The sequence below is a fragment of the Photobacterium damselae genome, from assembly GCF_003026815.1.
Lineage (GTDB): Bacteria > Pseudomonadota > Gammaproteobacteria > Enterobacterales > Vibrionaceae > Photobacterium > Photobacterium damselae.
On record NZ_PYOG01000007.1, the window covers coordinates 1 to 25,472 of the forward strand.

24 protein-coding genes and 3 tRNA genes are annotated in these 25,472 nt (G+C 38.6%); 14 read left to right on the forward strand and 13 right to left on the reverse strand.

The window, feature by feature from the left end; translation table 11 throughout:
- Positions 1–161: 161 nt before the first annotated feature.
- The 3 genes from CTN07_RS08655 to CTN07_RS08665 are packed head-to-tail and all read left to right on the forward strand — an operon-like array spanning position 162 to position 4,860.
- Complete coding sequence (locus CTN07_RS08655) at positions 162–2,216, forward strand: TonB-dependent receptor plug domain-containing protein (RefSeq protein ID WP_005298621.1); 2,055 nt, start codon at positions 162–164, stop codon at positions 2,214–2,216.
- Between the two features lie 8 nt (positions 2,217–2,224).
- Complete coding sequence (locus CTN07_RS08660; RefSeq protein WP_005298619.1) at positions 2,225–2,830, forward strand: YfiR family protein; 606 nt, start codon at positions 2,225–2,227, stop codon at positions 2,828–2,830.
- On the forward strand, positions 2,830–4,860 hold the full coding sequence (locus CTN07_RS08665; protein ID WP_005298617.1) for a diguanylate cyclase domain-containing protein: 2,031 nt from the start codon (positions 2,830–2,832) through the stop codon (positions 4,858–4,860). Before CTN07_RS08660 ends, CTN07_RS08665 begins: the two co-directional genes overlap by 1 nt.
- Before the next feature lie 47 nt (positions 4,861–4,907).
- On the opposite strand, the gene CTN07_RS08670 is transcribed toward CTN07_RS08665, so the two are convergent.
- Positions 4,908–5,384 carry a DUF2947 domain-containing protein gene (locus CTN07_RS08670; RefSeq protein WP_036763535.1) on the reverse strand — a complete coding sequence of 159 codons (477 nt, stop codon included), beginning with the start codon at positions 5,382–5,384 and terminating at the stop codon, positions 4,908–4,910.
- A gap of 89 nt (positions 5,385–5,473) precedes the next feature.
- Positions 5,474–5,686, reverse strand: coding sequence for a hypothetical protein (locus tag CTN07_RS08675; RefSeq protein WP_005298616.1), 213 nt, complete (start codon positions 5,684–5,686; stop codon positions 5,474–5,476).
- Positions 5,687–6,120: 434 nt separating this feature from the next.
- Here CTN07_RS08675 and CTN07_RS08680 point away from each other — a divergent pair, with 434 nt between their 5' ends.
- Both CTN07_RS08680 and CTN07_RS08685 read left to right on the forward strand, forming a co-directional pair.
- Positions 6,121–7,668 (forward strand): long-chain-fatty-acid--CoA ligase, encoded by a 1,548-nt coding sequence (locus tag CTN07_RS08680; RefSeq protein WP_036763533.1) that lies wholly within the window; start codon positions 6,121–6,123, stop codon positions 7,666–7,668.
- A gap of 171 nt (positions 7,669–7,839) precedes the next feature.
- Positions 7,840–8,592: a DUF3108 domain-containing protein gene (locus CTN07_RS08685; RefSeq protein ID WP_005298613.1), complete on the forward strand. Its 753-nt coding sequence runs from the start codon at positions 7,840–7,842 to the stop codon at positions 8,590–8,592.
- Positions 8,593–8,616: 24 nt separating this feature from the next.
- On the opposite strand, the gene CTN07_RS08690 is transcribed toward CTN07_RS08685, so the two are convergent.
- Positions 8,617–8,868, reverse strand: a complete 252-nt coding sequence (locus tag CTN07_RS08690) for a hypothetical protein (RefSeq protein WP_036763532.1) — start codon at positions 8,866–8,868, stop codon at positions 8,617–8,619.
- Positions 8,869–9,087: 219 nt separating this feature from the next.
- Here CTN07_RS08690 and CTN07_RS08695 point away from each other — a divergent pair, with 219 nt between their 5' ends.
- Complete coding sequence (locus CTN07_RS08695; protein WP_005298611.1) at positions 9,088–9,270, forward strand: DUF3012 domain-containing protein; 183 nt, start codon at positions 9,088–9,090, stop codon at positions 9,268–9,270.
- A 134-nt stretch (positions 9,271–9,404) separates the two neighbouring features.
- Here the strand turns inward: CTN07_RS08695 and CTN07_RS08700 are convergent.
- From CTN07_RS08700 to CTN07_RS08710, 3 genes are all read right to left on the reverse strand, one after another.
- Positions 9,405–9,491: transfer RNA gene (locus CTN07_RS08700), tRNA-Leu, on the reverse strand.
- Between the two features lie 64 nt (positions 9,492–9,555).
- Positions 9,556–9,631 (reverse strand) — tRNA-Gly (locus CTN07_RS08705).
- A gap of 4 nt (positions 9,632–9,635) precedes the next feature.
- Positions 9,636–9,709, reverse strand: a tRNA-Cys gene (locus CTN07_RS08710).
- A gap of 238 nt (positions 9,710–9,947) precedes the next feature.
- On the opposite strand from CTN07_RS08710, the gene CTN07_RS08715 reads away from it, so the two are divergent.
- Entirely contained in the window at positions 9,948–10,760 is an 813-nt protein-coding gene (locus tag CTN07_RS08715; protein ID WP_005298609.1) for a bifunctional UDP-sugar hydrolase/5'-nucleotidase, read from the forward strand.
- Here the strand turns inward: CTN07_RS08715 and CTN07_RS08720 are convergent.
- Positions 10,757–11,683: a PfkB family carbohydrate kinase gene (locus CTN07_RS08720; protein WP_005298607.1), complete on the reverse strand. Its 927-nt coding sequence runs from the start codon at positions 11,681–11,683 to the stop codon at positions 10,757–10,759. The genes CTN07_RS08715 and CTN07_RS08720 overlap by 4 nt on opposite strands.
- Before the next feature lie 175 nt (positions 11,684–11,858).
- Between CTN07_RS08720 and CTN07_RS08725 the strand changes: the two genes are divergently transcribed.
- Together CTN07_RS08725 and CTN07_RS08730 are read left to right on the forward strand one after the other, a co-directional pair.
- On the forward strand, positions 11,859–13,739 hold the full coding sequence (locus CTN07_RS08725) for a DUF294 nucleotidyltransferase-like domain-containing protein (RefSeq protein ID WP_005298605.1): 1,881 nt from the start codon (positions 11,859–11,861) through the stop codon (positions 13,737–13,739).
- A gap of 10 nt (positions 13,740–13,749) precedes the next feature.
- The gene (locus CTN07_RS08730) at positions 13,750–14,478 is read left to right on the forward strand and encodes a 3'-5' exonuclease (RefSeq protein ID WP_005298603.1); all 729 of its coding nucleotides are present in this window, start codon (positions 13,750–13,752) and stop codon (positions 14,476–14,478) included.
- 63 nt (positions 14,479–14,541) lie between these two features.
- On the opposite strand, the gene CTN07_RS08735 is transcribed toward CTN07_RS08730, so the two are convergent.
- Both CTN07_RS08735 and CTN07_RS08740 read right to left on the reverse strand, forming a co-directional pair.
- Positions 14,542–16,113: a BCCT family transporter gene (locus CTN07_RS08735; RefSeq protein ID WP_005298602.1), complete on the reverse strand. Its 1,572-nt coding sequence runs from the start codon at positions 16,111–16,113 to the stop codon at positions 14,542–14,544.
- 353 nt (positions 16,114–16,466) lie between these two features.
- Positions 16,467–16,775, reverse strand: coding sequence for a glutaredoxin domain-containing protein (locus tag CTN07_RS08740; protein WP_005298601.1), 309 nt, complete (start codon positions 16,773–16,775; stop codon positions 16,467–16,469).
- Positions 16,776–17,040: 265 nt separating this feature from the next.
- On the opposite strand from CTN07_RS08740, the gene amrA reads away from it, so the two are divergent.
- On the forward strand, positions 17,041–17,667 hold the full coding sequence (gene amrA / locus CTN07_RS08745) for an AmmeMemoRadiSam system protein A (protein ID WP_232282457.1): 627 nt from the start codon (positions 17,041–17,043) through the stop codon (positions 17,665–17,667).
- A gap of 128 nt (positions 17,668–17,795) precedes the next feature.
- Positions 17,796–18,257, forward strand: a complete 462-nt coding sequence (locus CTN07_RS08750) for a DUF2541 family protein (RefSeq protein ID WP_005298599.1) — start codon at positions 17,796–17,798, stop codon at positions 18,255–18,257.
- A gap of 138 nt (positions 18,258–18,395) precedes the next feature.
- Here CTN07_RS08750 and CTN07_RS08755 read toward each other — a convergent pair whose 3' ends face one another.
- Positions 18,396–19,496: an endonuclease/exonuclease/phosphatase family protein gene (locus tag CTN07_RS08755; protein ID WP_036763526.1), complete on the reverse strand. Its 1,101-nt coding sequence runs from the start codon at positions 19,494–19,496 to the stop codon at positions 18,396–18,398.
- Between the two features lie 32 nt (positions 19,497–19,528).
- Positions 19,529–20,014 (reverse strand): hypothetical protein, encoded by a 486-nt coding sequence (locus tag CTN07_RS08760; RefSeq protein ID WP_036763524.1) that lies wholly within the window; start codon positions 20,012–20,014, stop codon positions 19,529–19,531.
- 443 nt (positions 20,015–20,457) lie between these two features.
- On the opposite strand from CTN07_RS08760, the gene mobB reads away from it, so the two are divergent.
- Complete coding sequence (gene mobB, locus CTN07_RS08765) at positions 20,458–20,970, forward strand: molybdopterin-guanine dinucleotide biosynthesis protein B (protein WP_068947303.1); 513 nt, start codon at positions 20,458–20,460, stop codon at positions 20,968–20,970.
- 10 nt (positions 20,971–20,980) lie between these two features.
- Entirely contained in the window at positions 20,981–21,526 is a 546-nt protein-coding gene (locus tag CTN07_RS08770) for an NUDIX hydrolase (protein WP_050787791.1), read from the forward strand.
- Between the two features lie 93 nt (positions 21,527–21,619).
- Here CTN07_RS08770 and CTN07_RS08775 read toward each other — a convergent pair whose 3' ends face one another.
- Entirely contained in the window at positions 21,620–22,639 is a 1,020-nt protein-coding gene (locus tag CTN07_RS08775; protein WP_005298594.1) for an META domain-containing protein, read from the reverse strand.
- 282 nt (positions 22,640–22,921) lie between these two features.
- Between CTN07_RS08775 and CTN07_RS08780 the strand changes: the two genes are divergently transcribed.
- Positions 22,922–24,226 (forward strand): sulfurtransferase, encoded by a 1,305-nt coding sequence (locus CTN07_RS08780; RefSeq protein ID WP_005298592.1) that lies wholly within the window; start codon positions 22,922–22,924, stop codon positions 24,224–24,226.
- A gap of 95 nt (positions 24,227–24,321) precedes the next feature.
- On the opposite strand, the gene CTN07_RS08785 is transcribed toward CTN07_RS08780, so the two are convergent.
- Positions 24,322–25,230, reverse strand: a complete 909-nt coding sequence (locus tag CTN07_RS08785; protein WP_005298590.1) for an aldo/keto reductase — start codon at positions 25,228–25,230, stop codon at positions 24,322–24,324.
- Positions 25,231–25,472 lie beyond the last annotated feature (242 nt).

A 25,472-nucleotide genomic window follows, 5' to 3' on the forward strand; every position in this document is an offset into this window, starting at 1 on the left:
AAATAATACAAAAACCAAAAAGGAATATAAAATAAGTGTGTAATTTAGCGATTAATTCCAAATTAGAATTAAGTAAAAGTCATGATAATTATCGATTAAAAAACAGAAAATATATTCTTTGATAAACTGTATCTGTTTTCTTTTAATAATAATTAATCGCCATGTTACGTTATCATTTATATCCAATTTCGTTACTCTTTATCTCTGCGACCGCAACCTCTTCTGAACTTGAAGACTTATTAGCAATGACCTTAACCAACCTAAGTGAACAAACGGTCACGGTAACTTCTGCTGCAAAAAAAGAACAAGACTTAACCGATGTACCCGCCGCCATGTATGTGATTACTAACGATCAAATCCGCCGTAGTGGAGCTCGTTCAGTACCAGAAGCTCTTGCATTAGCGCCTGGTGTCCAAGTAACTAAGATCAGTGAATTCAATTGGCAAGTCTCTTTACGAGGACTCAATGAAGTCTTATTTAATAAACTGCTTGTTATGGTTGATGGCCGAAGTGTTTTTAGCCCTCTGATGTCTGGAACCTTCTGGAATACGATTGATACATTACTGGAAGATATTGATCGTATTGAGGTTCTTCGAGGAACAGCAGGCACCATGTGGGGAGGAAATGCCGCCAATGGTGTGATTAATATTATTACTAAAAATAGCCGGGAAACACTGGGCCATTATGGTGAACTGGCAACGGGCGAATATCACTACCAGCAAGCAGACTACCGCTACGGTTTTTTAATCAATGACCACACAACAGCAAGGTTTTCCGTAAAAGGATTAAAATCTGATTATTACACAATAAATGAGGATGAATGGCACAGCTATCAAGGTAACTTTCGCTTAGATTATGTTAATGATGAGCACACTCTCAGTCTTCATGGCGGCGGTTATCATAATAAATCTAAGCATAAGTGGTACACCTATACTTTTGCCGATCAAATCTATTTAAATATCATTGATTTTAATGATTATTCTCGCGGTGGTTATATCAATGTCGATTATCTACATCAAGACGATGGCCAGCAAATTGAAGGTCAGGTTTGGGCCAGTACAAACTCAAAGGTTGAGCCCTCATCACAAGGAACCTATCAAACAATCGATGGTAATATCTTATTAAGACAACAAATTAAAAATAATCATGAACTCACTGTTGGCGGTGGAATTCGCTTCACCCATTTATCTGTAGCGGGTGTTCCTGATGATATGTTTACTCATCAATACCCTATCTATCGCTACAGTTATGATCAAACTCAACACGAAGTAATTTATAATGCCTTATTGCAAAGTGAGTGGCTGTTTACCCCAAATATCATTGGGACTCTAGGCGTTAAAGTTGAGCACTTCACTCGCAATGACTCTACAGAAATACAACCTCAAGCGCGTATTCTCTATAAACCCAAACCCGAGCATCAAATTTGGAGCGGCATTGGTCGAGCCGTTGTAACTCCATCTATGGTTGATTTGGCCTCGCATGATTATCGTTATGTTGCGGTAGGTACCAGCAATGGCTATTTCCCGGGTATTTTATTTACTCAACCTGATCCCAATATGGAGAATGAGTCTGTGATTACTTGGGATGTTGGGTATCGCTTTAACCGTCTAGATTTTACATTTGATAGTACCCTCTTTTACAGCCAATACGATAATGTTCGAATGCTAAGAGATATCAATTGGCACTGTATCTATGGTCAATGTGAAGACGGAACCACTCAACCTAATTATGCGTTTGTTGGGTCTCAACAATACTCGGATGCACTTGAACTATCGACCTATGGCATTGAGCTTTATTCAAGTTGGCAAGCTCTTCCTAACTTTACAATAAATGGGAGTTATAGCTTTATTGAAACCGATGCATCATGCACAGGATCTAATAGTTGTATTCGTGATGATGTTGGGGGCTACCGATTAGTTTATGAAAACCAACCGAATCATTATTTATCCTTACAAACCTTATGGGATATTAATGACTCATGGCAGTTGGATTTGTGGCTAAAACACAGAGGTTCAGTCTCATCTCCGAATCAAGCCTCTCGCTCACCAGACCTGACCACTATAGATTTACGGTTAGCGTGGCAGAAAAAACCATCATGGCCAAGAGTTGAGTTTATCGTTGATAGCTTAGGCAGCTCTTCATACTCAGATGCGTCTGACTCAAGTCCTTTTATCGAAGAATCTGCATTTGTCCGTTTATCTTGGAATCAACTTTAAGAGGTTTCATGCAAAATCTTAGACTTGATAAAATAGTCTTAAAAAAGCAAACATTACGTCAAATTCTTGCTGATTTTAAAACTTACATCCGTCTAAGTGCCCGTTTGCTACTGGTAGGTTGTATCAGTAGCATTGGGTTGGTTCAAGCAAACACAATGCAAGTGGCCGATTTTAAACTCTCTGCGGTTTATATCTATCGCTTCGGCCAATTCATTCAATGGTCATCTCAGCCCTCATCATTGGTTTACTGCTCTCTTGGCACTGATAGTGTTGCTAAAACATTAAGTCAGCTAATTAACAGTAATGATCACCATACTTTTATCTCTTTAGCTCATATAAACCAAATAGAACAGTGCCATATTGTTTATATTTCACCGCAAAAAGAATCTGAAATTACTCAAGTTCCTATTAAGCCTCAAATATTAACGGTTGGAATTGGCACCTCTTTTTTAAGAAAAGGCGGCATGATAACGCTTCAGTCAATTAATCAAAAAGTTCGTCCAATTATTGGCTTAGAGCATGTTAGCCAAAGTGGAATACAAATTAGCTCTAAATTATTACAAATTGCTCTACTTTATCCGCAAGATATTATTGAAATGAGTGAGGAGGACTAATGAAACTATTATGGCCTTCATCACTTTCTCTTAGCCAGCGTTTGTTTTTACCCATGCTGAGCTTTGTCGTGATTCTATTTATCGTATTCCAAACTATCAGTTATTATAAATATGTTGGTAACGCGGAAAAAAATCTGCTAAATCGAGTTACTATTCTGGCAACAGGGATTGGCACAAATCTAACAGCAGCCATCCAATTTGATGACGAGCTGGCAGGAGCTGAAATCTTATCGGCTTTCAAAGCAGATCCAAGCATCACATCTGTTGAGGTTGTACTACCAAATAAACCCTATCCTTTTGCCTCATTTCAGCAAACAAACAGTACAGTGTCAGAGAAATTATCAGACAATGACTGGCAACAAATACAAACTTATACTGTTAATCATCACTCTCTTTATTTGGTGTTACCAATTCAATTAGAGCAACAAACGATTGCTCATATGCGTCTAACGGTATCGCTCTCAGACATGGTCGCAATGCAATATTATCAAATAAAGATCAGTGGCTGGATGCTATTGTCCCTTATTGTGGTCAGTTCATTACTGCTGCTTCGTCTACAACGTTGGGTGACACAGCCTATTAGTTCTTTACATTCAGCAATGCTAAATATTATTAATAATGACCAAAATCAACAGGTTGAAATTACATCATTACACCAAGATGAGGTGGGAAAACTGGTGTCATGTTTCAATACTATGATAGATAAACTCAACCAGCGAGAAGAACAAATACACAATTCACTCACCCAATTAAATAATGAAAAAGCTTTTGCAAATAATGTTATTGCCTCAGTTCAACACGCATTAATCGTTACTGATCTCAATGGTATTATCATACTTGCAAACAACAGTTGCTCTAAAGTATTTGGACTGACTCCCAATCAATTACTGCAAAGACCGATTATCTCAATCATAAAACCATTAGAACCGCTTGTATTTAATAACGCGTTACATGCAGCACTAAAAGGACAGCAACATTTTAAGGGTGAAGCCATTCGCTCTGCAGGTAATACAGCTCTATCTATGTACCATATTGTGAGTCACCCTCTACCGCATAAGCAGCAAATTCTCTTTTCAATTGAAGATATTACCGAAAAGAGCCAAGCCGAAGCAAATCAGAGAATGGCCGCACAAATTTTTGAAAATAGCCAAGATGCCATCCTTTTACTCGATGGTTCAGGGCATATTATTTTGGTCAATCCAGCTCTCTGCCGCTTATTTGGAGTAGATGAACATCAAATTTTAAAGAGACATTATCACTGTTTGCTAACTAACTCTGATTATCACCAACTCAAGCGATCTATTCGGGAAGCGTTACTGTTCACTCAACAGTGGCAAGGTGAAGGCTGTATTTACAACCAAAAAACAAAGACAAAGATCCCTCTGTTTCTTAAAATTAACAAGATAATAGATAAAGACAGTCAAGAAACTCACATCTCTGTCGTCGCCTCTGATCTTAGCTCAGCAAAAGAGGTTCAACGACTTGCTCAAATTGCACATCACGATGCGTTGACCCACTTACCTAATAGGCATCATTTACACCAACATCTAAGTCAATTATTAACCGCACCAAGAGAGCATAACGTTGCGGTGTTGTTTATTGACTTAGACGGCTTTAAAAACGTAAATGATATTTATGGACATAATATCGGCGATAAAGCCCTAAAAATAGTCGCAAAGAAACTATTATTGAGCACCCGACAAAATGATCTGGTTGCTCGTCTAGCTGGTGATGAATTTATTGTTGTTTTAAACCAAGTGACAAATAAGACGTTAATTGAGCAAATATGCAATCGAATTTTAAACGCATTATCAACTCCAATGAATATCCACTCTTATCATGTTGAGATTGGGGCGAGTATCGGTTTTTATACCATTCCACCCAATGAGACCACAAATATTGATGATATTTTAAGCTTTGCTGATATTGCGATGTATCAATCAAAAATAGCAGGGAAAGGACGCTTTACTGAATATCGTAAAGACTTATTTACCCAAGTTACGTCAAAATATGAGACGGAACATGAATAAATTAATCCCTAAAAATAATACGTTATTCTTAGGGATTGAAATTTTTATTATTTAGCGCGGAGACCTTGTAGATAAGTACCGTTTGATTTAAACCACAGCACCTGCTCTTGTTTACGACCAATCAACATTGGACCGTCATCAAAAAAGAGAAAGTTCTTCCAGTTACGTTTAAAAACGCTCCATTTGGTTTCAATAACGTTATATTTTTCATAACAGAAGAAAACGGTCGTATTATCTTCCCATTGAATAGAATCTAATAGGCCGTCAGGAAGAATATTTTCATCTTCATCCCACGCAGTCTGCCAATCCTTTGCCTCAGACCAGATATTTTTATCAAACGCCCAATCGCCTTGCTCAAAATGATCCGCATCGGCACTTTGTGAACTGATAAATTCACGCCAGATTTGTGCAGAGCGAGCTTGTGTTAACGGCTTAATTTGAGCTAAATCCGTCTCCGCTACAGGCATCGATGCATGAGTAAAAATCCACTTGCGCGAGTAATTGTCGAGTTCGATATAATTCATTCGTTGTCCTACTACTTAATTGACAGCAAAATGTACCGTACTCAAGCTATAGATACCAGTACCAAGTGGACTTTACAGCGATTATTTAGTTACTTGTTTAGATCCCACATATTACTGACCCAACCGCCAGCATGTTCATCATAGTGGTTACCATTAAACATGGGAGGAGCTTTCTCTGGTTTGGATTGATTAAGAAGGTGAGAGATGTGAGTTGCCATAGGATCACCACTTTCCAGTAGTTGATGTCTCTGTGCGACTTCTTTGATGATTTGTAGGCGATATGATGACTTCATTTTTTTCATAACCCAATCCTCCTTCTCTGTTATTCAATTACATTGAGCAATACCCTTGAAATCAGTAGAGCCAAATAACAATAGAACTTGTTTAAAAAATCGTCAAATCACATTCATCATACTGAAATATCTGCATGATATTTGCCATGTGGTTATTTTTATATAAAACAATGGGATAAGTTATTATTTAAAACGATATCATCAGATAAGAAATTAAAGCATTAAATAACCATCTGATATATAAAATATATTTATAACAATTATTTTTATGAATTTTTTATGACAAATTCATAAATATCATTAAATAGTGACTAAATATCTTAATTTTGAGCTTTTTACATCAACAAATGGATTAAAAATAAGTAGAATACTTCCCTTAACTAAAATAAAAGGGATGGTTTGCCTTAACCCAATTTCCCGAACAAACAAAAACAGACTACGATATGTATAATCTTGCAACAAATTTAGAACGTAACGCGAAATTTCGCCCTCACAATACTGCGCTTATTCTTCAAGATGAGAAAATTACTTATCATGAACTCAACATCATGGTGAATAAGGTTGCTAACCACCTCGCCAATGTAGGTGTGAAACCTGACGATAAAATTGCACTCTCTTGTCCAAATATTCCAGCATTTGTTGTTAACTATTATGCCATTCAGAAAGTAGGTGCTGTTGCTGTTCCATTAAATATTCAGCTAAAAGGATCAGAGGTTGCTTATCATCTTAGCGATTCTGATGCCGTTGCGTTTATTTGTTACCAAGGTAATGAGGCACTTCCAAGCGGTGAGTACGGCTTTGAAGGTTTTGAACAAACCCCAACCTGTCAGCATTTTATCTTAATCGAAAGTGATAATACGATCGGTGAAGAGAGTGATACCGTTCACTCTTACAACCGCTGGCTAAGTACCGATAAGAGCTGTTTCGATGCGGTATATCGTACAGCAGAAGATACTTGTGTGATTCTTTATACGTCTGGAACAACAGGACACGCAAAAGGTGCAGAATTAAGCCAAAGTAACATGCTCTGTAATGCTCAAGCTTGCCAAGCATTAACCAATCAGAAAGGTACCGATGTTAGTATTGCGGTACTCCCTCTATTTCACACCTTTGGTCAGTCTTTAATCTTAAACACGACTATTCTAACCGGTAGTGCTTTGGTTTTGATCCCTCGCTTTGTACCAAAAACAGTGATGCAGCAAATGTATCAACACAAAGTGACGCATTTTGCCGGTGTCCCTACTATGTATATTGGCTTACTCGCTTTTGCTGAAAAACACGGTTCTGAATATATCGATGAAATTGCCAAAAATATGAAAGTAGCGATTTCTGGTGGCGCTTCAATGCCTGTCGAAATTATCCGTCGTTTTGAAGAAAAATTGAATGTACCCGTTATCGAAGGCTATGGTCTGTCAGAATCGTCTCCTGTTGCCGCTTTTAACCTACTGGAATATGAACGTAAACCTGGCAGTATTGGTCAACCACTGCCAGGCGTTACCATGAAAGCTGTCGATAAAGATGGTAACGAAGTAGCACAAGGCCAAGAAGGTGAATTATTAATCCGCGGTCATAACGTTATGAAGGGCTATTATAAAAAGCCAGAAGAAACGGCTAAAACTGTAGTTGATGGTTGGCTACACACAGGTGATATTGTACGTTTTGATGAAGATGGTTATGTTTACGTTGTTGATCGCCTAAAAGAAGTGATTATTCGTGGTGGCTACAATATTTATCCTCGTGATATTGAAGAAACCTTTATGACCCACCCAGCGGTACATCAAATTGCGGTTATTGGTATCCCTCATAAATCTTTTGGTGAAGAAGCTAAGGCCTTTATTATGCTAAAAGAAGATGCTCAGATAAGCGAAAAAGAGCTTATTAACTGGGGTAAAGAGCGTTTAGCTGATTACAAATACCCTCGTCATATTGAGTTGGTTACTAGCTATCCGATGACGGCAACAGGTAAGATCTTAAAACGCCTATTAAAATAATGAGACTAAAGCAGATTTAATCTCTTAGAGCTACAGCAATATAAGCGGAGGAAATAAGATTTTCTCCGCTTTTCTTTTGTTTATCAAAGATCCCCCACCCGATACCCAATTTTAAGTTGCACTTACATAGCCTGACTGCTAACTTTTTATAAAAATAATGTAGGATTGTGTATGAAGTTAGCCTTTTATTTTTTGTTAAGTTTATTCGTTTTACCATCCGTTGCTCATGCATCTTCAGGGATACAAAGCACATCTGCCATTACACCTTTTAGTCAGTATCACCAATGCGATAAAAGGCTCAACTATGACGTTTATTTTCACGGCCAACGCATCGGTAACTACAATCGGCATATTCAATGGCAAGATGCTTTTAAAGCAACCGTAACCACCACAGGAAAAGCGAACGTTTTATTAACGAAATCAACGTTAAATATGACATCTCATCTCTATTGGTCTGATAAAAAGCAACAATTTGTTAGCCAAGGTTATGAGCGTAAAATTAAAGGCCTATTATCTGGTAAGGTTACCGCACAGTTTCTTCGTGATGGCGAACAATCGAAGTTGGTTGTTGATAAAACCCAATTACAGTTTGCAAGCAAAGATTTCATGCCAATTTTAGATGGTGATGCAATTGGAGCACAAATGCGTTATTTGATCCTAAAAGGCGAGAAAAGCTTTGAGTTTAACTTTCAAGATACCGATGAAGTTAATCATTACTACTTTATCGTGAAAGGCGAAGAGATGATTAATACTCGATTTGGTAAGCTAAAAACCATTCGAGTAGAGCAGACTCGTAAAAAAGATCGAAAGCTTGTGTTATGGTTTGCGCCATCTATTGATTATCAATTAGTGAGAGCAACCTATCATAGAAAACTCCTCGACCTTGAAGCGGTTCTCGTCAGTAAAAATTTCAGCTGTCACTAACGAGTCTCCCTTCCCTGCTCTGGTTTATTTAGCAACGGCTTTACCACCAATAATTTTAAATGCAGGGGTTCCTCTCACTAAAGTATCGCGTGCAAAAATTGTATCGCAATAGGGGCAAGTACACGGCGTTTTTGTATGATCTTCAACAATGCGCTCCTTAAAACATTTTACTAGAGCGCCCTTTCCACCTTTTCGATATTTAAATAAGATCCCTCGACAACGGTTACAGATCACTTCCACTGTTCTAGTGGGACCTTTTTTATTGGGTTTTGCCATGCTATATCCTATCGAGTAAAAATATCCTCTGGATCATAGCGAGATATCATCTTAATTTCATCGTACATAAGCATAACGAAAGTCATTTACAGCAATATTGACTTAATAATAACAAGCCAAGTAAAAAAACATCATATTATTATGTACATTACCATTATTATCACTATCATTATGGCAATGTAATTACACAGCCTAATTGACTTTTATATAGGAATAATCATGAAAAAGCTTCTTGTTCTTTTAGGTGCTGTTGCACTGCTATCAGCATGTTCACCAAAAGTGGGTAGCGAAGAGTGGTGTACTCAGCTAAAAGAAAAGCCAAAAGGCGACTGGACAGCCAATGAAGTGGGTGAGTTTGCGAAAAGCTGTATTATTCGCTTTGATGATCAATCAGAGAAATAATCTTAAAAAGAGCCTTGAGGCTCTTTTTTTATATCTGTAATCCCCTAGCAATGTCTTATGACATATCAGATACAGTAAATCTATTTTATAGTGGCGAAAAAAAAAGCTCATCAAATGATGAGCTTTCTTATAGATGGTGCCCCGGGCCGGACTTGAACCGGCACAGCGCGAACGCCGAGGGATTTTAAATCCCTTGTGTCTACCAATTCCACCACCAGGGCACGCAATTCTTTATTGCGATGGAGACACCATCTTCAGTATCGCTTTCGCCATACTTACAAAATTTGGAGCGACACACGAGGTTCGAACTCGTGACCTCAACCTTGGCAAGGTTGCGCTCTACCAACTGAGCTAGTGTCGCATAATGGAGGCGCGTCCCGGAGTCGAACCGAGGTCCACGGATTTGCAATCCGCTGCATAGCCACTCTGCCAACGCGCCATCTTGTTGACCACTCTCTGTGGTACGGGATGCATTCTACGGAATTATCAGATTGAGTCAATACTATTTTTTATCAAAACGAACCAATAGAACAAAAAAGAATCAAATAGATAACAAAGAAAACAACCATTCTGATAAATCAAAAATTTCATTCTATTAACAACGAATCTGATTTGAAACTTAATGATTAATTGCAGAGAATAAGCACACTAATTCACAATCTATTTAGGTAAGCTTTGTGTCTTATTGTAAGTTACCCACCCTATTCTTTATTGCTCTATCCGCTTTAGTTGGGTGTAATGACCATCATCAACACACAAAAATTAACTTAGCAATTAATTACTTCTCTCAAGCTCCTGAGTCCATTTTGGCGAAAGTAAATATCTTAGGACAGCAAGAGCGATTGGTTGCCGACTGGTTATCTCAAAATTTATATGAGGCAAGAGAGACATCGGAGTATCAACACAGCCATTTTATATCACTTTACTCCAATCAAAGTCAGCGCCAAGGAACATCAACCTCAGCGCTCGCATTAGTTGATGTGCTATTACTAAAACCAGACTCTATAGCCGAACATCAATTTGCGATCCCTAAAGGTAAACCGATACTGGCAACCACCATGAATCTTGCTCCTTTCCGCCATGATGGACTTAATCTCTTTGGCATTGATGGAGACAAAAACCGAGTATTTACCAAATATTACGATAAAGATCTGGTTGGCTTTATTTCCTTGAATAACTCAAACTACGATCCAACAACTTCCGTCACCAAAAATGACATTGTGCGACTAAAAGAAACGGTTCACGAGTTAGAACAAAATCATATAAATAAAGTCATTCTAGTGAGTCAGTTTGACATGAAAACAACTCAGGCCATTATTGCAAAAGCCCAATTAACAAATATAGATGTCGTATTGACTCAGGAAGCCCCCAAAAAAGCAGTACTTGATGGTGGCACTTGCTATGCCTCATTCTCTAACCATTTTGATCAACTGGATCGATTGCAATTACAGTTTTCACAACAAGGTGCGATCACCATCTGCTCGTTTTAGTCATTAGACAACACAGATCTCATCGCAGAAATAGGAACTAATGCATAGGGATATGCACTGATCGCTTTCATCATCTCTCGTCCCAAACTTAACCGGTACTCAATCATCTCACCTTTGACAAAACCCGCAATATAGCCTGCAATAAATCCATTCGAAATACGCTTTGTTAATCCAACAGAACGATAAAAATACAGCCGAGATTGCGAGCTTTTCATGAGTTGTCTCATTCGTTCTGATATAACCAGCTTAGCCGAAGATGAAACAATAATTTCAGAACACCCTGATCGCATCAGATGGTACATACCTTCTCCTATCGTACGCCAACGTTTATGTTCATTTTCATATAAGACGAAAGCAAGATCGGCATAAGAAAGTATCTTAAGCACCCAATATTGCGACTGTTTTACTGTCCAAAAATAATGACCACAATAACAATTAAAAATACACTTTCCACCTTGATGTTTTAATGCTTCAAGCAACGTAACTAATATGATCTTTGACTTATCATCTAATCGAGATACCGCAAACGCCGATAAGTACAAAACATCAATCTGCTTGAGTTCAATGGCTCTTTCAAGCTTAGTTATCGAATGGGAAAATAGGGTTGAAAACGCCGTATTATCTTGCCAATGGTGCTCTATAATTTGATTTTTAGCTTGATATTCTGGGTAGTAAAAATGTGGAAATTGTGCACTTCTTTGCTCGGTTAAGCCCAAGGATATATGCTCATCACGGCATACCTGCTTCCAAGCTTGAGTAAAAGGGTCTAACCCAACCGCAGAAGCAAAATCTATCTGAAAGTGTTTATATTGGCCTAGGCGCGCTAAATAAACAGCAATATGAAAATCATCACCGCCAATGGTCTGACAGAGAGGATAATGACTTAATTCGACATAGCACTCACCCAGTACCGCTATTCTCATATTACTTGCCTTTTCAGCGACTTTAATATTAAGCGTAATCCATTGTGGCCGCATCACCGCATTAGAAAAGTTTGGATTTCGTCAATTTCTAGTTAAATATTCCATTAGCCTACAATGTATGCCGCAAAATGATACAATTGTACCTATGAATCAATAAATTAAATCGAGACTCGGTATGGAAGTCGAACAAATAGAAATATTGAATTTTATTAATCAACAGCCCCCTTTCGATCTCTTACCTGAAGAAAAACAACAAGAAATCGCGGTTGAAATTGAGATTGCTTATTATCGATCAGGCGCTACCATTCTTAACATTGGAGACCAAATTCATGATCTGTATTTATTACGTAGCGGTGCGGTAGAAATTTATCGCCGCAACGGAGAATTATACGATCGACTTGAAGAAGGTGATGTCTTTGGTCAAGTCGGGTTACTAATGAATAACCGAGTTCGTATGCCCGCTAAGGCGCTAGAAGATACCCTGCTCTACTGTATCCCAGAACCCATATTTAGTGCACTTTGCGATGAATTTGATAATTTTTCTGAATTCTTTGAAGTTAGAGATACTGCTCGACTTCGTAATACGGTATCAACTCAGCAAGATGAAAATGATTTAACCACATCAAAAATCAAAACCTTGCTAACCCGAGAAGCCGTTATTATCGAGAATCACTGTACGATTCAATACGCTGCTCAAACAATGGCAGATGAGAATATTTCCTCGCTGTTAATCAGTGATCCTGAAATTAATCCAGAAGATGATGAGTTAGATCCTATTGTTGGTATTATTACAGATAGAGATCTTTGTACGCGAGTGCTCGCCCAAGGGCTTGATGTAAATCTTCCTGTTAAAGACGTAATGTCGACCAATTTAATCACTCTTGATCATAATGCTTATGTCTTTGAAGCTATGTTAACCATGCTTCGTTGTAACGTGCACCATTTACCGGTTATGCGAAACCAAAAAGCGCTTGGTGTGCTGAGCATGTCTGATATTGTTCGCTATGAATCACAAAACAGTTTGCTTTTAGTCAGTTCAATCTATCAACAACAAACCGTTGAAGAGCTGGAAGCCATTTCTAAACAGGTTAAAGACTGCTTTGTTCGTATGGTAAACGAAGATGCTAACTCACATATGATAGGCAGCGCGATGGCAGAAATAGGTCGAAGCTTTAAGCAACGACTTTTAGAACTGGCAGAAGATCAACTTGGCCATCCACCGATTCCATACTGTTTTCTTGCATTAGGCTCTATGGCTCGTGATGAACAATTAATGGTAACCGATCAAGATAACGCCATTATTTTAGATAACAGTTATGATCCCGAAAAACACGGCCAATATTTTTCCGATCTTGCTCAATTTGTTTGTGATGGCCTAGCAGCTTGTGGCTATAGCTATTGTGAGGGAGAAATTATGGCAATTAACCCTGAGTGGCGCAAAACACGTCGTGAATGGGAGCTCTGCTTTGCTGATTGGATTGATAACCCTAAACCACAAGCACTCCTTAACAGCTCCATATTTTTCGATTTAGACGGGGTATGGGGGCGCACTAAATGGGCTAAACAGCTCAATGGTTTTATTGTTAAAAAAGCCCGTAACAATCAGCGGTTCTTAGCCTGTCTTGCCCGAAACGCCTTAAATAGAACACCTCCGCTGGGCTTTTTTAAAGATTTTGTAATGGAAAAAAATGGGCAACATAATAATTCCATCAATTTGAAACGCCGCGGAACGGCCCCTCTTGCAGATTTAATCCGAGTACACGCTCTTGCTGCCGGCTCTCGCTCTCAGAACTCACTAGAACGACTTGATGATGTTATCGAAGCGGGTATTTTGCCGCCAGGACGTGGGCCCGATCTACGAGATGCCATGGAATATATCTCTTTAGTTCGTATTCGACATCAAGCGCTCGATATTGAAGCAGGGATAGAACCCGATAACAGTATTGAACCAGAAAATATGTCTGATTTTGAGCGTCGAAACCTCAAAGATGCATTCCAAATTTTAAGTAAAGCGCAAAACTTCTTAAAGTTTCGTTATCAGCCAACTCGAAAATAAGGAGCTAAAAATGCAAGAAATAGCGCACTTTATTCGAGGTGGACAAGCGCCCGACTGGCAACAACGCTATCAAGATCGATTATCTAAAACCCAAGATCTTCGTCTACGTCATTTTTATCAAACTGGAATGATTGACGGTAAGACACCACTAAAAGATGTACCATTTGTTGCGCTGGATTTTGAAACAACTGGGCTTAACTCTAAAACCGACGATATTGTTTCAATTGGTTTGATCCCTTTTACAATCCATCGTATTTATAGCAAACAAGCTCAACATTGGGTGGTAAAGCCTAAACGCCCTCTTGCTGAAGAGTCAGTAGTTATTCATGGGATTACCCACTCAGATATTCAAGCAGCACCAGATCTTAGACGCATCCTCGATCAGGTCTTAGATGCGTTAGCGGGAAAGGTGGTAGTGGTGCATTATAAAACCATTGAGCGCCAATTTATGGATGCAGCATTACAGCTTAGAATCGGCGAAGGTATTGAGTTTCCTGTGGTTGATACTTTAGCTTTAGAGTATGAAATTGAGCGGCAAAAACACAGTGGATTTTGGAATCGATTACGAGGAAGAAGACCAGGCTCGGTTCGTCTTAACAAGTGCCGTGAACGTTATGGTTTACCAACCTATCAGCCTCATCACGCTCTTACCGATGCAATTGCTACCGCAGAGCTACTGCAAGCCCAAATAGCTTATCACTTCACACCAGAGACCCCTATCTGTCAAATCTGGGAATAATAAAAAGGCGCAGCCGGATTTTCTCACCGACTGCGCCTAATTCTTTATTTACCAATGTTCAACTTAACGAAAACGTTCTGTTCTAAAGCCCATCAGCAAACTTATACACATCAAAAATAGAATAAATGTAAACGGTAAGGCTGTTGATATTGTACCGGCTTGAAGTGCCTGAATAGCCTGCGTACCACCGACCCACAATAGTGCAATCGCAATCGCGCCTTCAATAGCAGCCCAGAAAATACGTTGCGGTACTGGGTTATCCACTTTACCACCAGCAGTAATACTATCGATTACAAGCGAACCAGAGTCTGAAGAAGTGATAAAGAATACCAATACCAGCAGAACCGAAATAATCGATAAGATCGAACCAAATGGCAATGCGTCGTACATCTGGAACATCGCAAGTGGAACTTCTTTCAAACCATTTGCACCCAAGGTACCTATATGATCAATAACCTGATGAATTGCTTGACCGCCAAATGCTGACATCCAAACCGTTGTTACTACCGTTGGAACAATCAAAACAGCGATTAAGAATTCACGAACTGTACGACCTTTTGATACGCGTGCAATAAATGAACCTACAAATGGAGACCATGAAATCCACCATGCCCAATAAACAACAGTCCAATCATGTAACCAAGCTTCATCTGGACGATCATATGGATTACTTAGTGGAATAAAGTTCTTCACATAACCCATAATGGTTTTTGGTAATGTATCGGCAAAAGCGCCAAAACCCACCAGAATAACAAAAACCAACAGCACAATAGCAACGAGCATATTGATATTACTGAGTAGTTTTACACCAGAATCAATACCTTGAGATACCGAGTAAATCGCAATCAGAGTCACAACAACAATAATGGATATTTGCAGCGTTAAACCATCAGAGATACCAAATACATGGTGCATACCGCTGGCCGCTTGTTGAGCGCCTAATCCTAACGATGTCGCTAAACCAAACAATGTCGCTAATACCGCCAAGATATCAATGATGTGTCCTGCCCACCCCCAAGTACGATCACCTAGCAATGGATAAAAGACCGAGCGAATCGATAATGGCAAACCTTTATTGTATGCAAAAAATGCCATCGCTAAGGCAACAACACCATAGATAGCCCATGGGTGCAGTCCCCAATGGTACATGGTCGCACCCATGGCAACTTCAACCGCTTGCGGGGTATCTGGTGTCACGCCTAATGGTGTACCTGCCCAGCCGGTGTAATAAGCAACAGGTTCTGCAACACTCCAGAACATTAAGCCGATACCCATACCTGCAGCAAACAACATGGCTAACCAAGACATGGTTGAGTGCTCAGCTTCTGCGTCTTGACCACCTAATCGAATTCGGCCATAGGGTGACACAATTAACGCCACACAAAATAAAACAAAAATATTACCTGCCCAGATGAAGAGAGAATCAAACTGATTGATAATGGCAGACTTTACACCGCTAAGTGTTGCATTTGCTGTAGCGGGATCACTAACTAAAATAGCGATTAAAAAGAGGATGATTAGGCCAGCACTAATACCAAACACGGCGTTATGAACATCAAAACCCCATTTTTGGATATTATCCTGACCAATTGTATAGTCAGTATTTTCAATACTATATTTATCGTGTTTTCTCATTATTTATTATGCCTTATATTCGGCATACCTATTTATTTAGCCCTATAAACATTTTCTTACCATTTATATATAACCATTTGTTTTACTGTGATGTCAACAGGAATAATCCTGCTAAAGCATTTCATAACCTGATGAATATGCGTTAAAAGTGTGCATTTTCAGTGCATAATAGTAATGAAATTGCTCAAGTAAAATCATTCGCCCTCTAAACATTTCAAGCTAATAACAATACCTAAGTGGTCATCATCATTTCATAGCAACAAAAAATTGGCATAAAAAAACCCATACTCACTAAAGTATGGGTTCAATCTCATGAAAGGCAAATAATACCAATCTACTGCTTTAAAAATACCTTAAAGCTCAAAGTCATCAAACTCGTCAGTATCCACTTGACGCTCTAAAAAAGCGACAAGGTCATCATGTCCGCCAATATACTTGCCATCAAGAATAATTTGAGGAACCGTTCTTACTGTTACGTTAGCAACGTGTTCGATAAATTCAATCATCTCTTCTTTGGCCAGCTCCTGACCTAAAACCAATGTTGTGTATTCTGTACCACGCCCATCTAAAATAGCTTTTGCTTTCACGCAATATGGACAATTTGGCTGAGTAATAACTAAATTTGAAAATTGAGCCAGTTGCTCTTGAGTCAGAGATGTCATGGAAGATCCACCTAGAGATAATAAATCAAAGGTAGAAGATAAAAGAAACGGTAAAGTGAGTAAATTACAATATCAATACTCATACCATAAAAGAATTGAAAATAAAGTTATCATATTGATTATAAACAACTAATATTTATTAGTATCTTTGTTGAAACTTTACGCAATATGGAAGATAGTAAAGTTACTGCACCATAAAATGTCATATAACTGAAACATTTATTCTCTAGCATGACGAAATTTTTGTACCAAGAAAATATTTAATATGGAGAACTCAATACCAATGCCGCTAACCCCTTATAATCACTATAATAAAGGTGAATTAACTCAACTTCTTGATATTGCAAGAGAAGCGATTCGGGGCCATTTATTTGATGATCCTAGCGGAATTCCTGAGCTAGATTTATACACAAAAAAAATGCGCCTACCCACAGCTTGTTTCGTTACTTTAGAAGTTGCCGGGCAGCTACAAGGAAGTATTGGCACAACTCGTCCAACCCTACCTCTTGTATTGGAAGTTCATAATAAAGCGATTTCAAGTGCTTATGAAGATCGTCGTTTTATGCCTTTAGCAGAAGAGCAACTTGATACTTTAACCATTGAAGTTTCAGTATTATCACAGTTAGAACGGCTTAAATGTGAAGACGAAGCCTCTTTGATTGATTACTTATCTCAACATCAAATCGGAGTACAGCTAACTTTTGACCATAAACAAGCCATTATGTTACCCCAAGCTTGGTGTCACGACACAACCCCAAGTAAATTTATTCAAATGCTAAAACTTAAAGCTGGGTTGGCTATGAATTTTTGGCATCCTGATATTGTGATTGAGATTTTTACCGTAGATTCACTGAAAGAAAAGTATAACTCAATTAGAGGTCAATATTTTTAATAAATATAACCAATTGATATATATTGATTTATTTTAAACCAGTAACATTCAGAAGTTTTCAGTTATCAATACAAGTAAATCTTTGCATAATGTTTATTCAGCCGATTCATTACATAGGATTCACACACATGAGAAAAATCTTTGCACTTACAGCCGCAGCTCTTCTTGCCCTTGTTACATTAACAGGATGTCAATCTACAGGTGGAAAAAATGTGGGTGAAGGCGAATGGGCTAAACTGGCAGAAAAAACAGTTAACTTCAAATCAGAAACAGATACTGTTACGCCAAACCCAATGTTTGTAAATCGCAGCTTTTCTCATGTAAAACTAACTTGTACTCAAGGCACAGTGGATATTAAAGATATCACGGTAAATTATACGGATGGTACAAGCCAAAAATTAGATACACTTGGAATATTAACTAAGGGTTCATCAACTCGTGCAATGAAGCTAAATGATGATACTAAAAAAGTAAAAAATATTGAGATGCAATACAGCAGCCTAGGTAGTCAAACTCTAAATCTTGCTGGTGTGACGAAAAAAGCCAAAGTTGAAGTGCTAGGTAAGCGCAATGTAACGACAAACCAATAAGTTATTAAAAAATACGTTACTTAAGCAACCGCACGATAAAAAAAGCAAATACGCCATGCTGTATTTGCTTTTTTTCGTTATAACAACAGAACTGTAGCCTAACTATAAAACGTTTTTTTACTTTACTGGCCAATAGCCTTATTTCGATATCGTCACATCCACCCATACCAATCTATGATCACTGTATGCAGCAGAAGTCTCTTTACCACTGTGGTTTGTTATCCACACTCGCTTTGGATCTTTTTTATCAGGCCAAAAAACGCCACTGTTTTGTATATGACAATGAGTAGAAGGTAAAACATAATCGAGTCGTAACCCCGATACGTGAGTCCAAATATCTGGCTTGCCATTACGCTTTTGGTAGACCCGTTTGTATTTCCCCCCCAAGCTTGCCGGTACTTTCGCACCAGTTGCAACACTTTTTTCAATTAAAGGGTGATTAAGAAGAGCGTCAATTCCAGCTTTAATCCCATCACCATCAATAGGATCTGCATTGAGATCCCCCATAACCACAAAAGGCTGCTGTAAATTTATACCTGAAGTTTGCCCCTGATCGGATACCAAATAATCAGCACCATCGATTATATCGACTAATAATCGCAGCTCATCATGATTACGTTTAGCATTACGGCGCTCTTCACCATCAAAAACAGGAGGCGTTGGGTGACAGCAAAGAATATTGATAATTTGTTCATCATATTCAATGGGTACACAGACATGATTTTTTGACGACAGCGGCAGTACGGATTGAGCTTGTGGTGAGTAATACTGGGTTGGTAATAAAGAGTTCGGCACCTGTTGCCAGAGCAGCGTCTGCCAAGACTGAATTTCATCGGTTTTTATGGGATATTTCGATAGTAAGACAAAACCATAATGTCCATGAAACAATCCAAATCCTAACCCATCTTCAGGAAGCGAAATAATCCCGTCGTTATTTAAATCAACTGGACTTAATTTTCCAGTATTGGACGATGGGCAATAGGAATACGGATAGTGAATTGGAGATAAATCATATTGAAAACGGTTGAGATAATGGCGGCAAAAATTTTGCAGCGCGCCGTTATCTCCCCCCTCGCCTAAATGGTCAAATTCACACAAGAGTAATACATCAGGACGCACACTTTGTATGGTTGCTGCAATTTTCTTAAAACGCAAAGAATCTAAAGTGGCAGTCTGCTCTAAAATAGCCGTCTCAGAGTCCGCAGACATTGCCACATTAAAAGAAGCAAATCGAATCATAACTGTTTATTGAATATTATTTTGGTGGCAGTTTATTCAACTAATTGGCTAATTGCCACCTGCATCTGTTGCGCATTCGACATTGCCCGATTTTTCACATCGAATCGCGGCTCAAAAACCGATTTAAAACACTCTCGCTCAATACCATTATTCTGTTTCAGCCACTGACCCACTTCTAACAATAGAAATGAGGGCCTCATATGGGCAGCTTGGTACAGTCGACCTAACCAAAATAGATCCCATTGGCTTCCACACAGTACCACTTCATAATGGCCCAAAACCTGATTTAAGTGTTGGCAAACATCCCCAACATTTAATCCTTTGGTTATCAATTCTTGTCTTGAACGATGGTGCAGTTGTTGCTCAGCAAAATCATCCCAATAGTTCCATTGCGTTGCTGATGAAAGAGGATTAATCAGTAAGCTATATCCCTCAGCGTCCGGCAATGCGTACCCTACTTCGATTGGATATGATTGATCAGATAGACCAGATGCTTCAAAATTTAGAATTGCCCACATATAGCACACTCCCTGATGCATACGTACATTTCATACAATCCGATGACATCCTTTCATCGAAATTTAAACAAAAACAAATCCCAAAATTACACGTACTTGGTTCTTATTTCTTAACTGTAGCTGTTTTTTACTTATTCTGTAGATTAAAAATGTAACAAATAACTGTTTTGCTCCTTTTTTAATACTCAACTATTTATTTTTTACACTTTCTACTACACATAAAAATACCAGAAAAGACAAACTCAATATGTGATTTAGGACTAAAATACACTCTATTACGCTCTTAATAAGCTTTCTTTTATACCAATAAAACAACGCCAGAGATAATATCGACAATATTCATCAAACTAATTGATCAATCTATTGAAAATTATTCCAGTACTTGGACTCAGCTACCTTTAGTATTAGGATACTCGGCATTATCTGTTAATTTGAGAGCAATTATGACACCTATTATTGGCTTTGCTGGTTACAGTGGATCAGGAAAAACCACGCTATTAGAGCAAGTTATTCCATTACTAAAACAAAAACTGAGAGTAGGCTTACTCAAGCACAGTCATCACGATATTGATCCTGATAAACCTGGAAAAGATAGCTATCGCTTACGTCATGCTGGTTGTAGTCAAACTCTGCTTGCAACAAAAGCACGTAATATTCTCTATTTTGAATATCCAGAACAAGAACAAAAAGATCCTGTACTAGCAGAGTGTTTACAGCAACTAGATCATAGTAAGTTAGACATTGTATTAATTGAAGGTTTTCGAGAAGAAACGTTTCCTAAAATAGAGATTCATCGTCCCAATTACGGCAAACCCCTTTTATATCCTAACGATCCTAACATTATTGCCTTTGCGACAGATGATGAAACAGGACTAGAAAAGGAGCTACCTCGTCTTGATATCAATAATCCATCAGAAGTCGCCAGTTTTATTTTAGACTGGTTACAACAACAATAAGAGAGATGGTATGCACTATTGTCCACAATGTGGCTCGCCATCATTAGAGCGAGTTAGCTACAAAGAATTTATCTGCCAGCAGTGTCAATTTACCTATTTTCATAATGCAGCAGCGGCGGTTATGGTCGCAATTGTTGTTAATGATGAGGTATTAGTCGCGATTCGAGGGCGAGACCCAAAAAAAGGAATGTATGACCTTCCAGGCGGATTTGTTGATCCAAATGAAAGCTTAGAACAAGCGGCTGTTCGTGAGATTAAAGAGGAACTGGGGTTATCAATTTACTCGCTAACGTATGTGCATTCTTACAGCAATACCTACCAATATAAAACGGTAGAATACAAAACCTGTGATTGTTTCTTTATCGTCAAGCTAGATCAAAAACCGACAGTTATCGCTCAAGATGATGTGGCCGAAGTTCAATGGGTCAATATTCATAATATCGATATCACACAGTTTGCTTTTACTTCGACTCAACAAGCCATTGAACATCTAAAAAAACAGGCTTACTCCCGACAAGAAATGGTGCATCAGGCCCAACGATTAGGTGGTTATTAATCGATTAAGCTCATTGCCACAATTTACATTAACACCAATAAAAATAGCCCCGACATTAGCTATCTGGGGCTATTTTTGATCTCACAAATGATTTTAATTCTCTGACGATGTTTGTGGCGAGAAAATCATTACACCTAAATGTCCATTAGAGTTATATGACAGCGTTAGTCGCCCTGCAAAAAAAGTAAACTGATTAACATGGGCCAACTGTTCCAGATAACGTTTATCAGCATCTTGCTGCTCAGTGGTACACTCTGTGGTGTCCATTGTTGAATAATCAGCGGCTAAATTGATAAATCCCGGTCGTAAGGTATCACGAACGGCAATGCTGTAACTGTGGCAGGCAGTTTTACCAACTAAGTGTTCATCTTGATAGAGTAAAGTAATATGAGTGTTAGCTGATACAGGTTCACCATATTGCCAACTATCCAATTTCCAACCGCTGTTATCTAGCAAATTTAACGTTAATCTTTGAACACTTTCTTGGCTTTTCTCTTCTACTAGTTGATGATTTTGCAATTGCCATATTCGTTTAACCACATTACCTGGACAACACATGGCATCGGTTGAGCTGGGTTCGATAGCCGTCATAATAATTTTGCCATTCTCAATATGAAGATCTTTGACTCGTACTCGGTCTCCAACAAATTGAGTTGCAATATTGATAGGCTGTCCTAATCGATTTTCCATTACCGCAAGATATAGGTATTGTCCTGTACCACCGGGACTAAAATCTAGCATCACTACAGCATCATCTTGTTGATCAGCTGTTAAATCTCCCTTAGCGATAATATCTGGAACCAAAATAACTTGAGGCATAATACTGCCCCCAGGTTGATAAGGTTCGCCGACCCAAATGCCATTTTGCAGACGAAATGATGCTTCAATGCCATCAATGCCGTGATAAATCGTATTTTTCAAAGCAAAGAGCGAAAATGCTTGAGTTTTGGGTACGGTTAAACTGGAGCCATCTTTTGATAATGCTGCAGCCATCTGATATTTACATGTCGAGCTATGCTCATTTTGCAAACAATCCATGAGTGATGGTGTCGCTATTACTGATGTACTCGCTATAAAAGCTGTCCCCGTCATTATTGCTCGAAGACACTTCATACCCTCTCCTTCACCATCATAAATACTTATAAAATAGGTATTACCTAAAATCTAATGATATGACTTCATCAATCAAAACTAAGTTCATTTTATTTTGTGATGATCTCCATGCTCATTCCTTGTTAGCTTACTAAAGTGAAGTTCAGCCATCACTCGCATCTTCTACCAGTATCAGTATAATGTCATACAAACATAACAATAATTTTCAACTAATCATACACCTCAGTTATCTATGCTTGAGTTACGGATGCTTGAATAACTGAAAAGCACATAGGTTTATCAATGCGCGTAAGCAACACTTATTTTCCTCTGCTAGGGCTGGTTCTCTCCTGTTCAGCTTCTGCGGCCACTTTTGCTGAATACCAACAAATACAACAACAATCACCTAATCAAGTTCAAATTATCGATTGTCGAGACAGTAACTTTTATAATGGTTGGCCACAAAACACCATGAAATCTGGCGGCCATGTTCCAGGCGCAATCAGCTTAGATGCAAATTGGTTAAATCAAACCTCTCCCCATGCACTGTCTAACTTGATGATGAGCAAGCACATCTCAAACAAAAAACAAACATTTTTATATTGTGGTGAAAAAAAAGCTCAATCTTTAGCTAACGCATTAAAATCACAAGGCATTGATAACATTAAAATTATCACTCAACCTATCGACCAATATCACGGTACGTTAAGTGCTCTTCCTCAATTCCAGCATCTTGTACCAGCATGGTGGTTAAATGATTTAATCAAAGGTAAAGATCCACTATATACCCCTAAAAATGGCTATAAAGTCGTTGAAGTTGCTTGGGGCCCACCAGCAAAATACTTACTGGCTCATATTCCAGGTGCTTACTACCTTAATACCAATGATATTGAATCAGAACCTTGGTGGAACCGAGTATCGCCTAAGCAGTTAAAACAAGTGATTAATGATCTTGGTTTACGCTATGACACAACGGTGATTTTATATGGTCGCGATAATACTGCGGCTGCTCGTGCTGCAAATATCCTGATGTATGCGGGAGTTAAAGATGTTCGTCTACTCAATGGTGGGTGGCAATCTTGGGTCGATGCAGGGTATTGCAGTGAGCCAATGCTAAATGAGAACCACGATAAGGTTGATTTTGGTAAGCCAATTCCAGCGAATCCAAACTACATTATTGATGTTCCACAAGCTAAGGCATTATTAAAACAGCCAAAAGATCAACAATCATTAGTTAGTATTCGTAGTTGGGCTGAATATACCGGTGAAACCAGCGGCTATAGCTATATCAAACCAAAAGGCCGAATCCCGGGTTCTAAATGGGGCCATGCTGGTAGCGATCCATATCATTTGGAAGATCTTCGCAACCCTGATGGTACAATGCGCAGTCCAAATGAAATCGCCCAATTATGGCAACAGTGGGATATTAAACCCAACCAAGATGTTGCTTTTTACTGTGGTACTGGATGGCGAGCATCAGAAGCTTTCTTTGATGCCTATTTAATGGGATGGAAAAATATTAGCGTATTTGATGGCGGCTGGTATCAATGGAGTGGTGATAAATCAAACCCAACAGCTCATGGTGATATAAAACCATCAAAGCAGTAAGCTAAATTAAAAATAAGCCACATATAGAGTCTCTAACAGCTCTCTATGTGGCTTTTTCTCTTTAAAGTTGTCTTAATAATCTAAAGCCAACAACTCTATGGCACACCATGACCTTTAGATGCAACCCAAATTCGGTACCACTGCTCACGGGTTAATTGAATTTTCTGAGAAGCCAATGCTGACCGCACTCGCTCTATCTTTCCAGAACCAATGATAGCCAACGGTTTTGATGGCAATTGACGAACCCAAGCATAAATTACCTGATCTACACTTTCTGCACCCACTTCTTGAGCAATCGCAAGCAACTCCGCACGTAAACGGACAGCTTGTTCGGTTTGACCGTTAAACAGCTCACCACCAGCAAGACAAGACCAAGCCATTGGACGAATACGTAACTGTTGTAATAGATCCAGCGTACCATCATCGACCACACCAAAATTCATTGGATTAATTTCAACTTGGTTAGTTACTAACTGAAAATCTAATCGTGATTGCAGCAGAGAGAATTGACTTGGTGTGAAATTAGAGACCCCAAAGTGAAGAACTTTGCCTTGATCTTTTAATGATGAAAAAGCGTGAGCAACCTCATCAGCATTCATCAATGCATCTGGGCGATGAATCAACAACATATCGATATAATCTGTCTGTAAATTCCGTAATGACGCTTCTACAGAAGAAGTAATATGTTCAAAACTGGTATCGTAATGATTTATTTTTCTACTTGGATAATGTTCAGAGCACAGTTTGATATCACATTTAGTAATGATTTCAAGCTGAGAACGAAGTAACGGAGATCGATGTAAAGCTTCTCCAAATAAGGTTTCACAACGATAATCACCATAAATATCGGCATGATCAACGGAAGAAATCCCTAACTCCAAATGCTGATTGATAAAAGCAATACGCTCTTCAACTGACATGTTCCACGATGCTAATCGCCAATACCCCTGAATGAACTCAGAAAGAAGCGGTCCATTTAGTGCACATTTTTCCTTACTTATCATGCAATATCATCCAATCTATCTACAACGTTAATCGTTCCATACTAGGACTAACTAAGTTCACATGCAATAACTCTAACCCAACAAGATCGCCATTTTTTTGACACCACTATGACACCAATTTAATCTTTTCGATTAAGCTAATCATCTCAGTCATGGCCATTGGTTTTTTTATGAGTGCTATTTTTACGATCCCAACGATATCAATGAGTTCTCTCCCCCTTAAAACACTTAAAACTCGCACA

What these genes read in the sequence shown, in the direction of transcription:
- CTN07_RS08655 (WP_005298621.1), top strand. Translation starts at nt 162, where the DNA reads ATGTTACGTTATCATTTATATCCAATTTCGTTACTCTTTATCTCTGCG.
- CTN07_RS08660 (WP_005298619.1), top strand. Translation starts at nt 2,225, where the DNA reads ATGCAAAATCTTAGACTTGATAAAATAGTCTTAAAAAAGCAAACATTA.
- CTN07_RS08665 (WP_005298617.1), top strand. Translation starts at nt 2,830, where the DNA reads ATGAAACTATTATGGCCTTCATCACTTTCTCTTAGCCAGCGTTTGTTT.
- CTN07_RS08670 (WP_036763535.1), bottom strand. Translation starts at nt 5,384, where the DNA reads ATGAATTATATCGAACTCGACAATTACTCGCGCAAGTGGATTTTTACT.
- CTN07_RS08675 (WP_005298616.1), bottom strand. Translation starts at nt 5,686, where the DNA reads ATGAAAAAAATGAAGTCATCATATCGCCTACAAATCATCAAAGAAGTC.
- CTN07_RS08680 (WP_036763533.1), top strand. Translation starts at nt 6,121, where the DNA reads ATGTATAATCTTGCAACAAATTTAGAACGTAACGCGAAATTTCGCCCT.
- CTN07_RS08685 (WP_005298613.1), top strand. Translation starts at nt 7,840, where the DNA reads ATGAAGTTAGCCTTTTATTTTTTGTTAAGTTTATTCGTTTTACCATCC.
- CTN07_RS08690 (WP_036763532.1), bottom strand. Translation starts at nt 8,868, where the DNA reads ATGGCAAAACCCAATAAAAAAGGTCCCACTAGAACAGTGGAAGTGATC.
- CTN07_RS08695 (WP_005298611.1), top strand. Translation starts at nt 9,088, where the DNA reads ATGAAAAAGCTTCTTGTTCTTTTAGGTGCTGTTGCACTGCTATCAGCA.
- CTN07_RS08720 (WP_005298607.1), bottom strand. Translation starts at nt 11,683, where the DNA reads ATGAGAATAGCGGTACTGGGTGAGTGCTATGTCGAATTAAGTCATTAT.
- CTN07_RS08725 (WP_005298605.1), top strand. Translation starts at nt 11,859, where the DNA reads ATGGAAGTCGAACAAATAGAAATATTGAATTTTATTAATCAACAGCCC.
- CTN07_RS08730 (WP_005298603.1), top strand. Translation starts at nt 13,750, where the DNA reads ATGCAAGAAATAGCGCACTTTATTCGAGGTGGACAAGCGCCCGACTGG.
- CTN07_RS08735 (WP_005298602.1), bottom strand. Translation starts at nt 16,113, where the DNA reads ATGAGAAAACACGATAAATATAGTATTGAAAATACTGACTATACAATT.
- CTN07_RS08740 (WP_005298601.1), bottom strand. Translation starts at nt 16,775, where the DNA reads ATGACATCTCTGACTCAAGAGCAACTGGCTCAATTTTCAAATTTAGTT.
- amrA (WP_232282457.1), top strand. Translation starts at nt 17,041, where the DNA reads ATGGAGAACTCAATACCAATGCCGCTAACCCCTTATAATCACTATAAT.
- CTN07_RS08750 (WP_005298599.1), top strand. Translation starts at nt 17,796, where the DNA reads ATGAGAAAAATCTTTGCACTTACAGCCGCAGCTCTTCTTGCCCTTGTT.
- CTN07_RS08755 (WP_036763526.1), bottom strand. Translation starts at nt 19,496, where the DNA reads ATGATTCGATTTGCTTCTTTTAATGTGGCAATGTCTGCGGACTCTGAG.
- CTN07_RS08760 (WP_036763524.1), bottom strand. Translation starts at nt 20,014, where the DNA reads ATGTGGGCAATTCTAAATTTTGAAGCATCTGGTCTATCTGATCAATCA.
- mobB (WP_068947303.1), top strand. Translation starts at nt 20,458, where the DNA reads ATGACACCTATTATTGGCTTTGCTGGTTACAGTGGATCAGGAAAAACC.
- CTN07_RS08770 (WP_050787791.1), top strand. Translation starts at nt 20,981, where the DNA reads ATGCACTATTGTCCACAATGTGGCTCGCCATCATTAGAGCGAGTTAGC.
- CTN07_RS08775 (WP_005298594.1), bottom strand. Translation starts at nt 22,639, where the DNA reads ATGAAGTGTCTTCGAGCAATAATGACGGGGACAGCTTTTATAGCGAGT.
- CTN07_RS08780 (WP_005298592.1), top strand. Translation starts at nt 22,922, where the DNA reads ATGCGCGTAAGCAACACTTATTTTCCTCTGCTAGGGCTGGTTCTCTCC.
- CTN07_RS08785 (WP_005298590.1), bottom strand. Translation starts at nt 25,230, where the DNA reads ATGATAAGTAAGGAAAAATGTGCACTAAATGGACCGCTTCTTTCTGAG.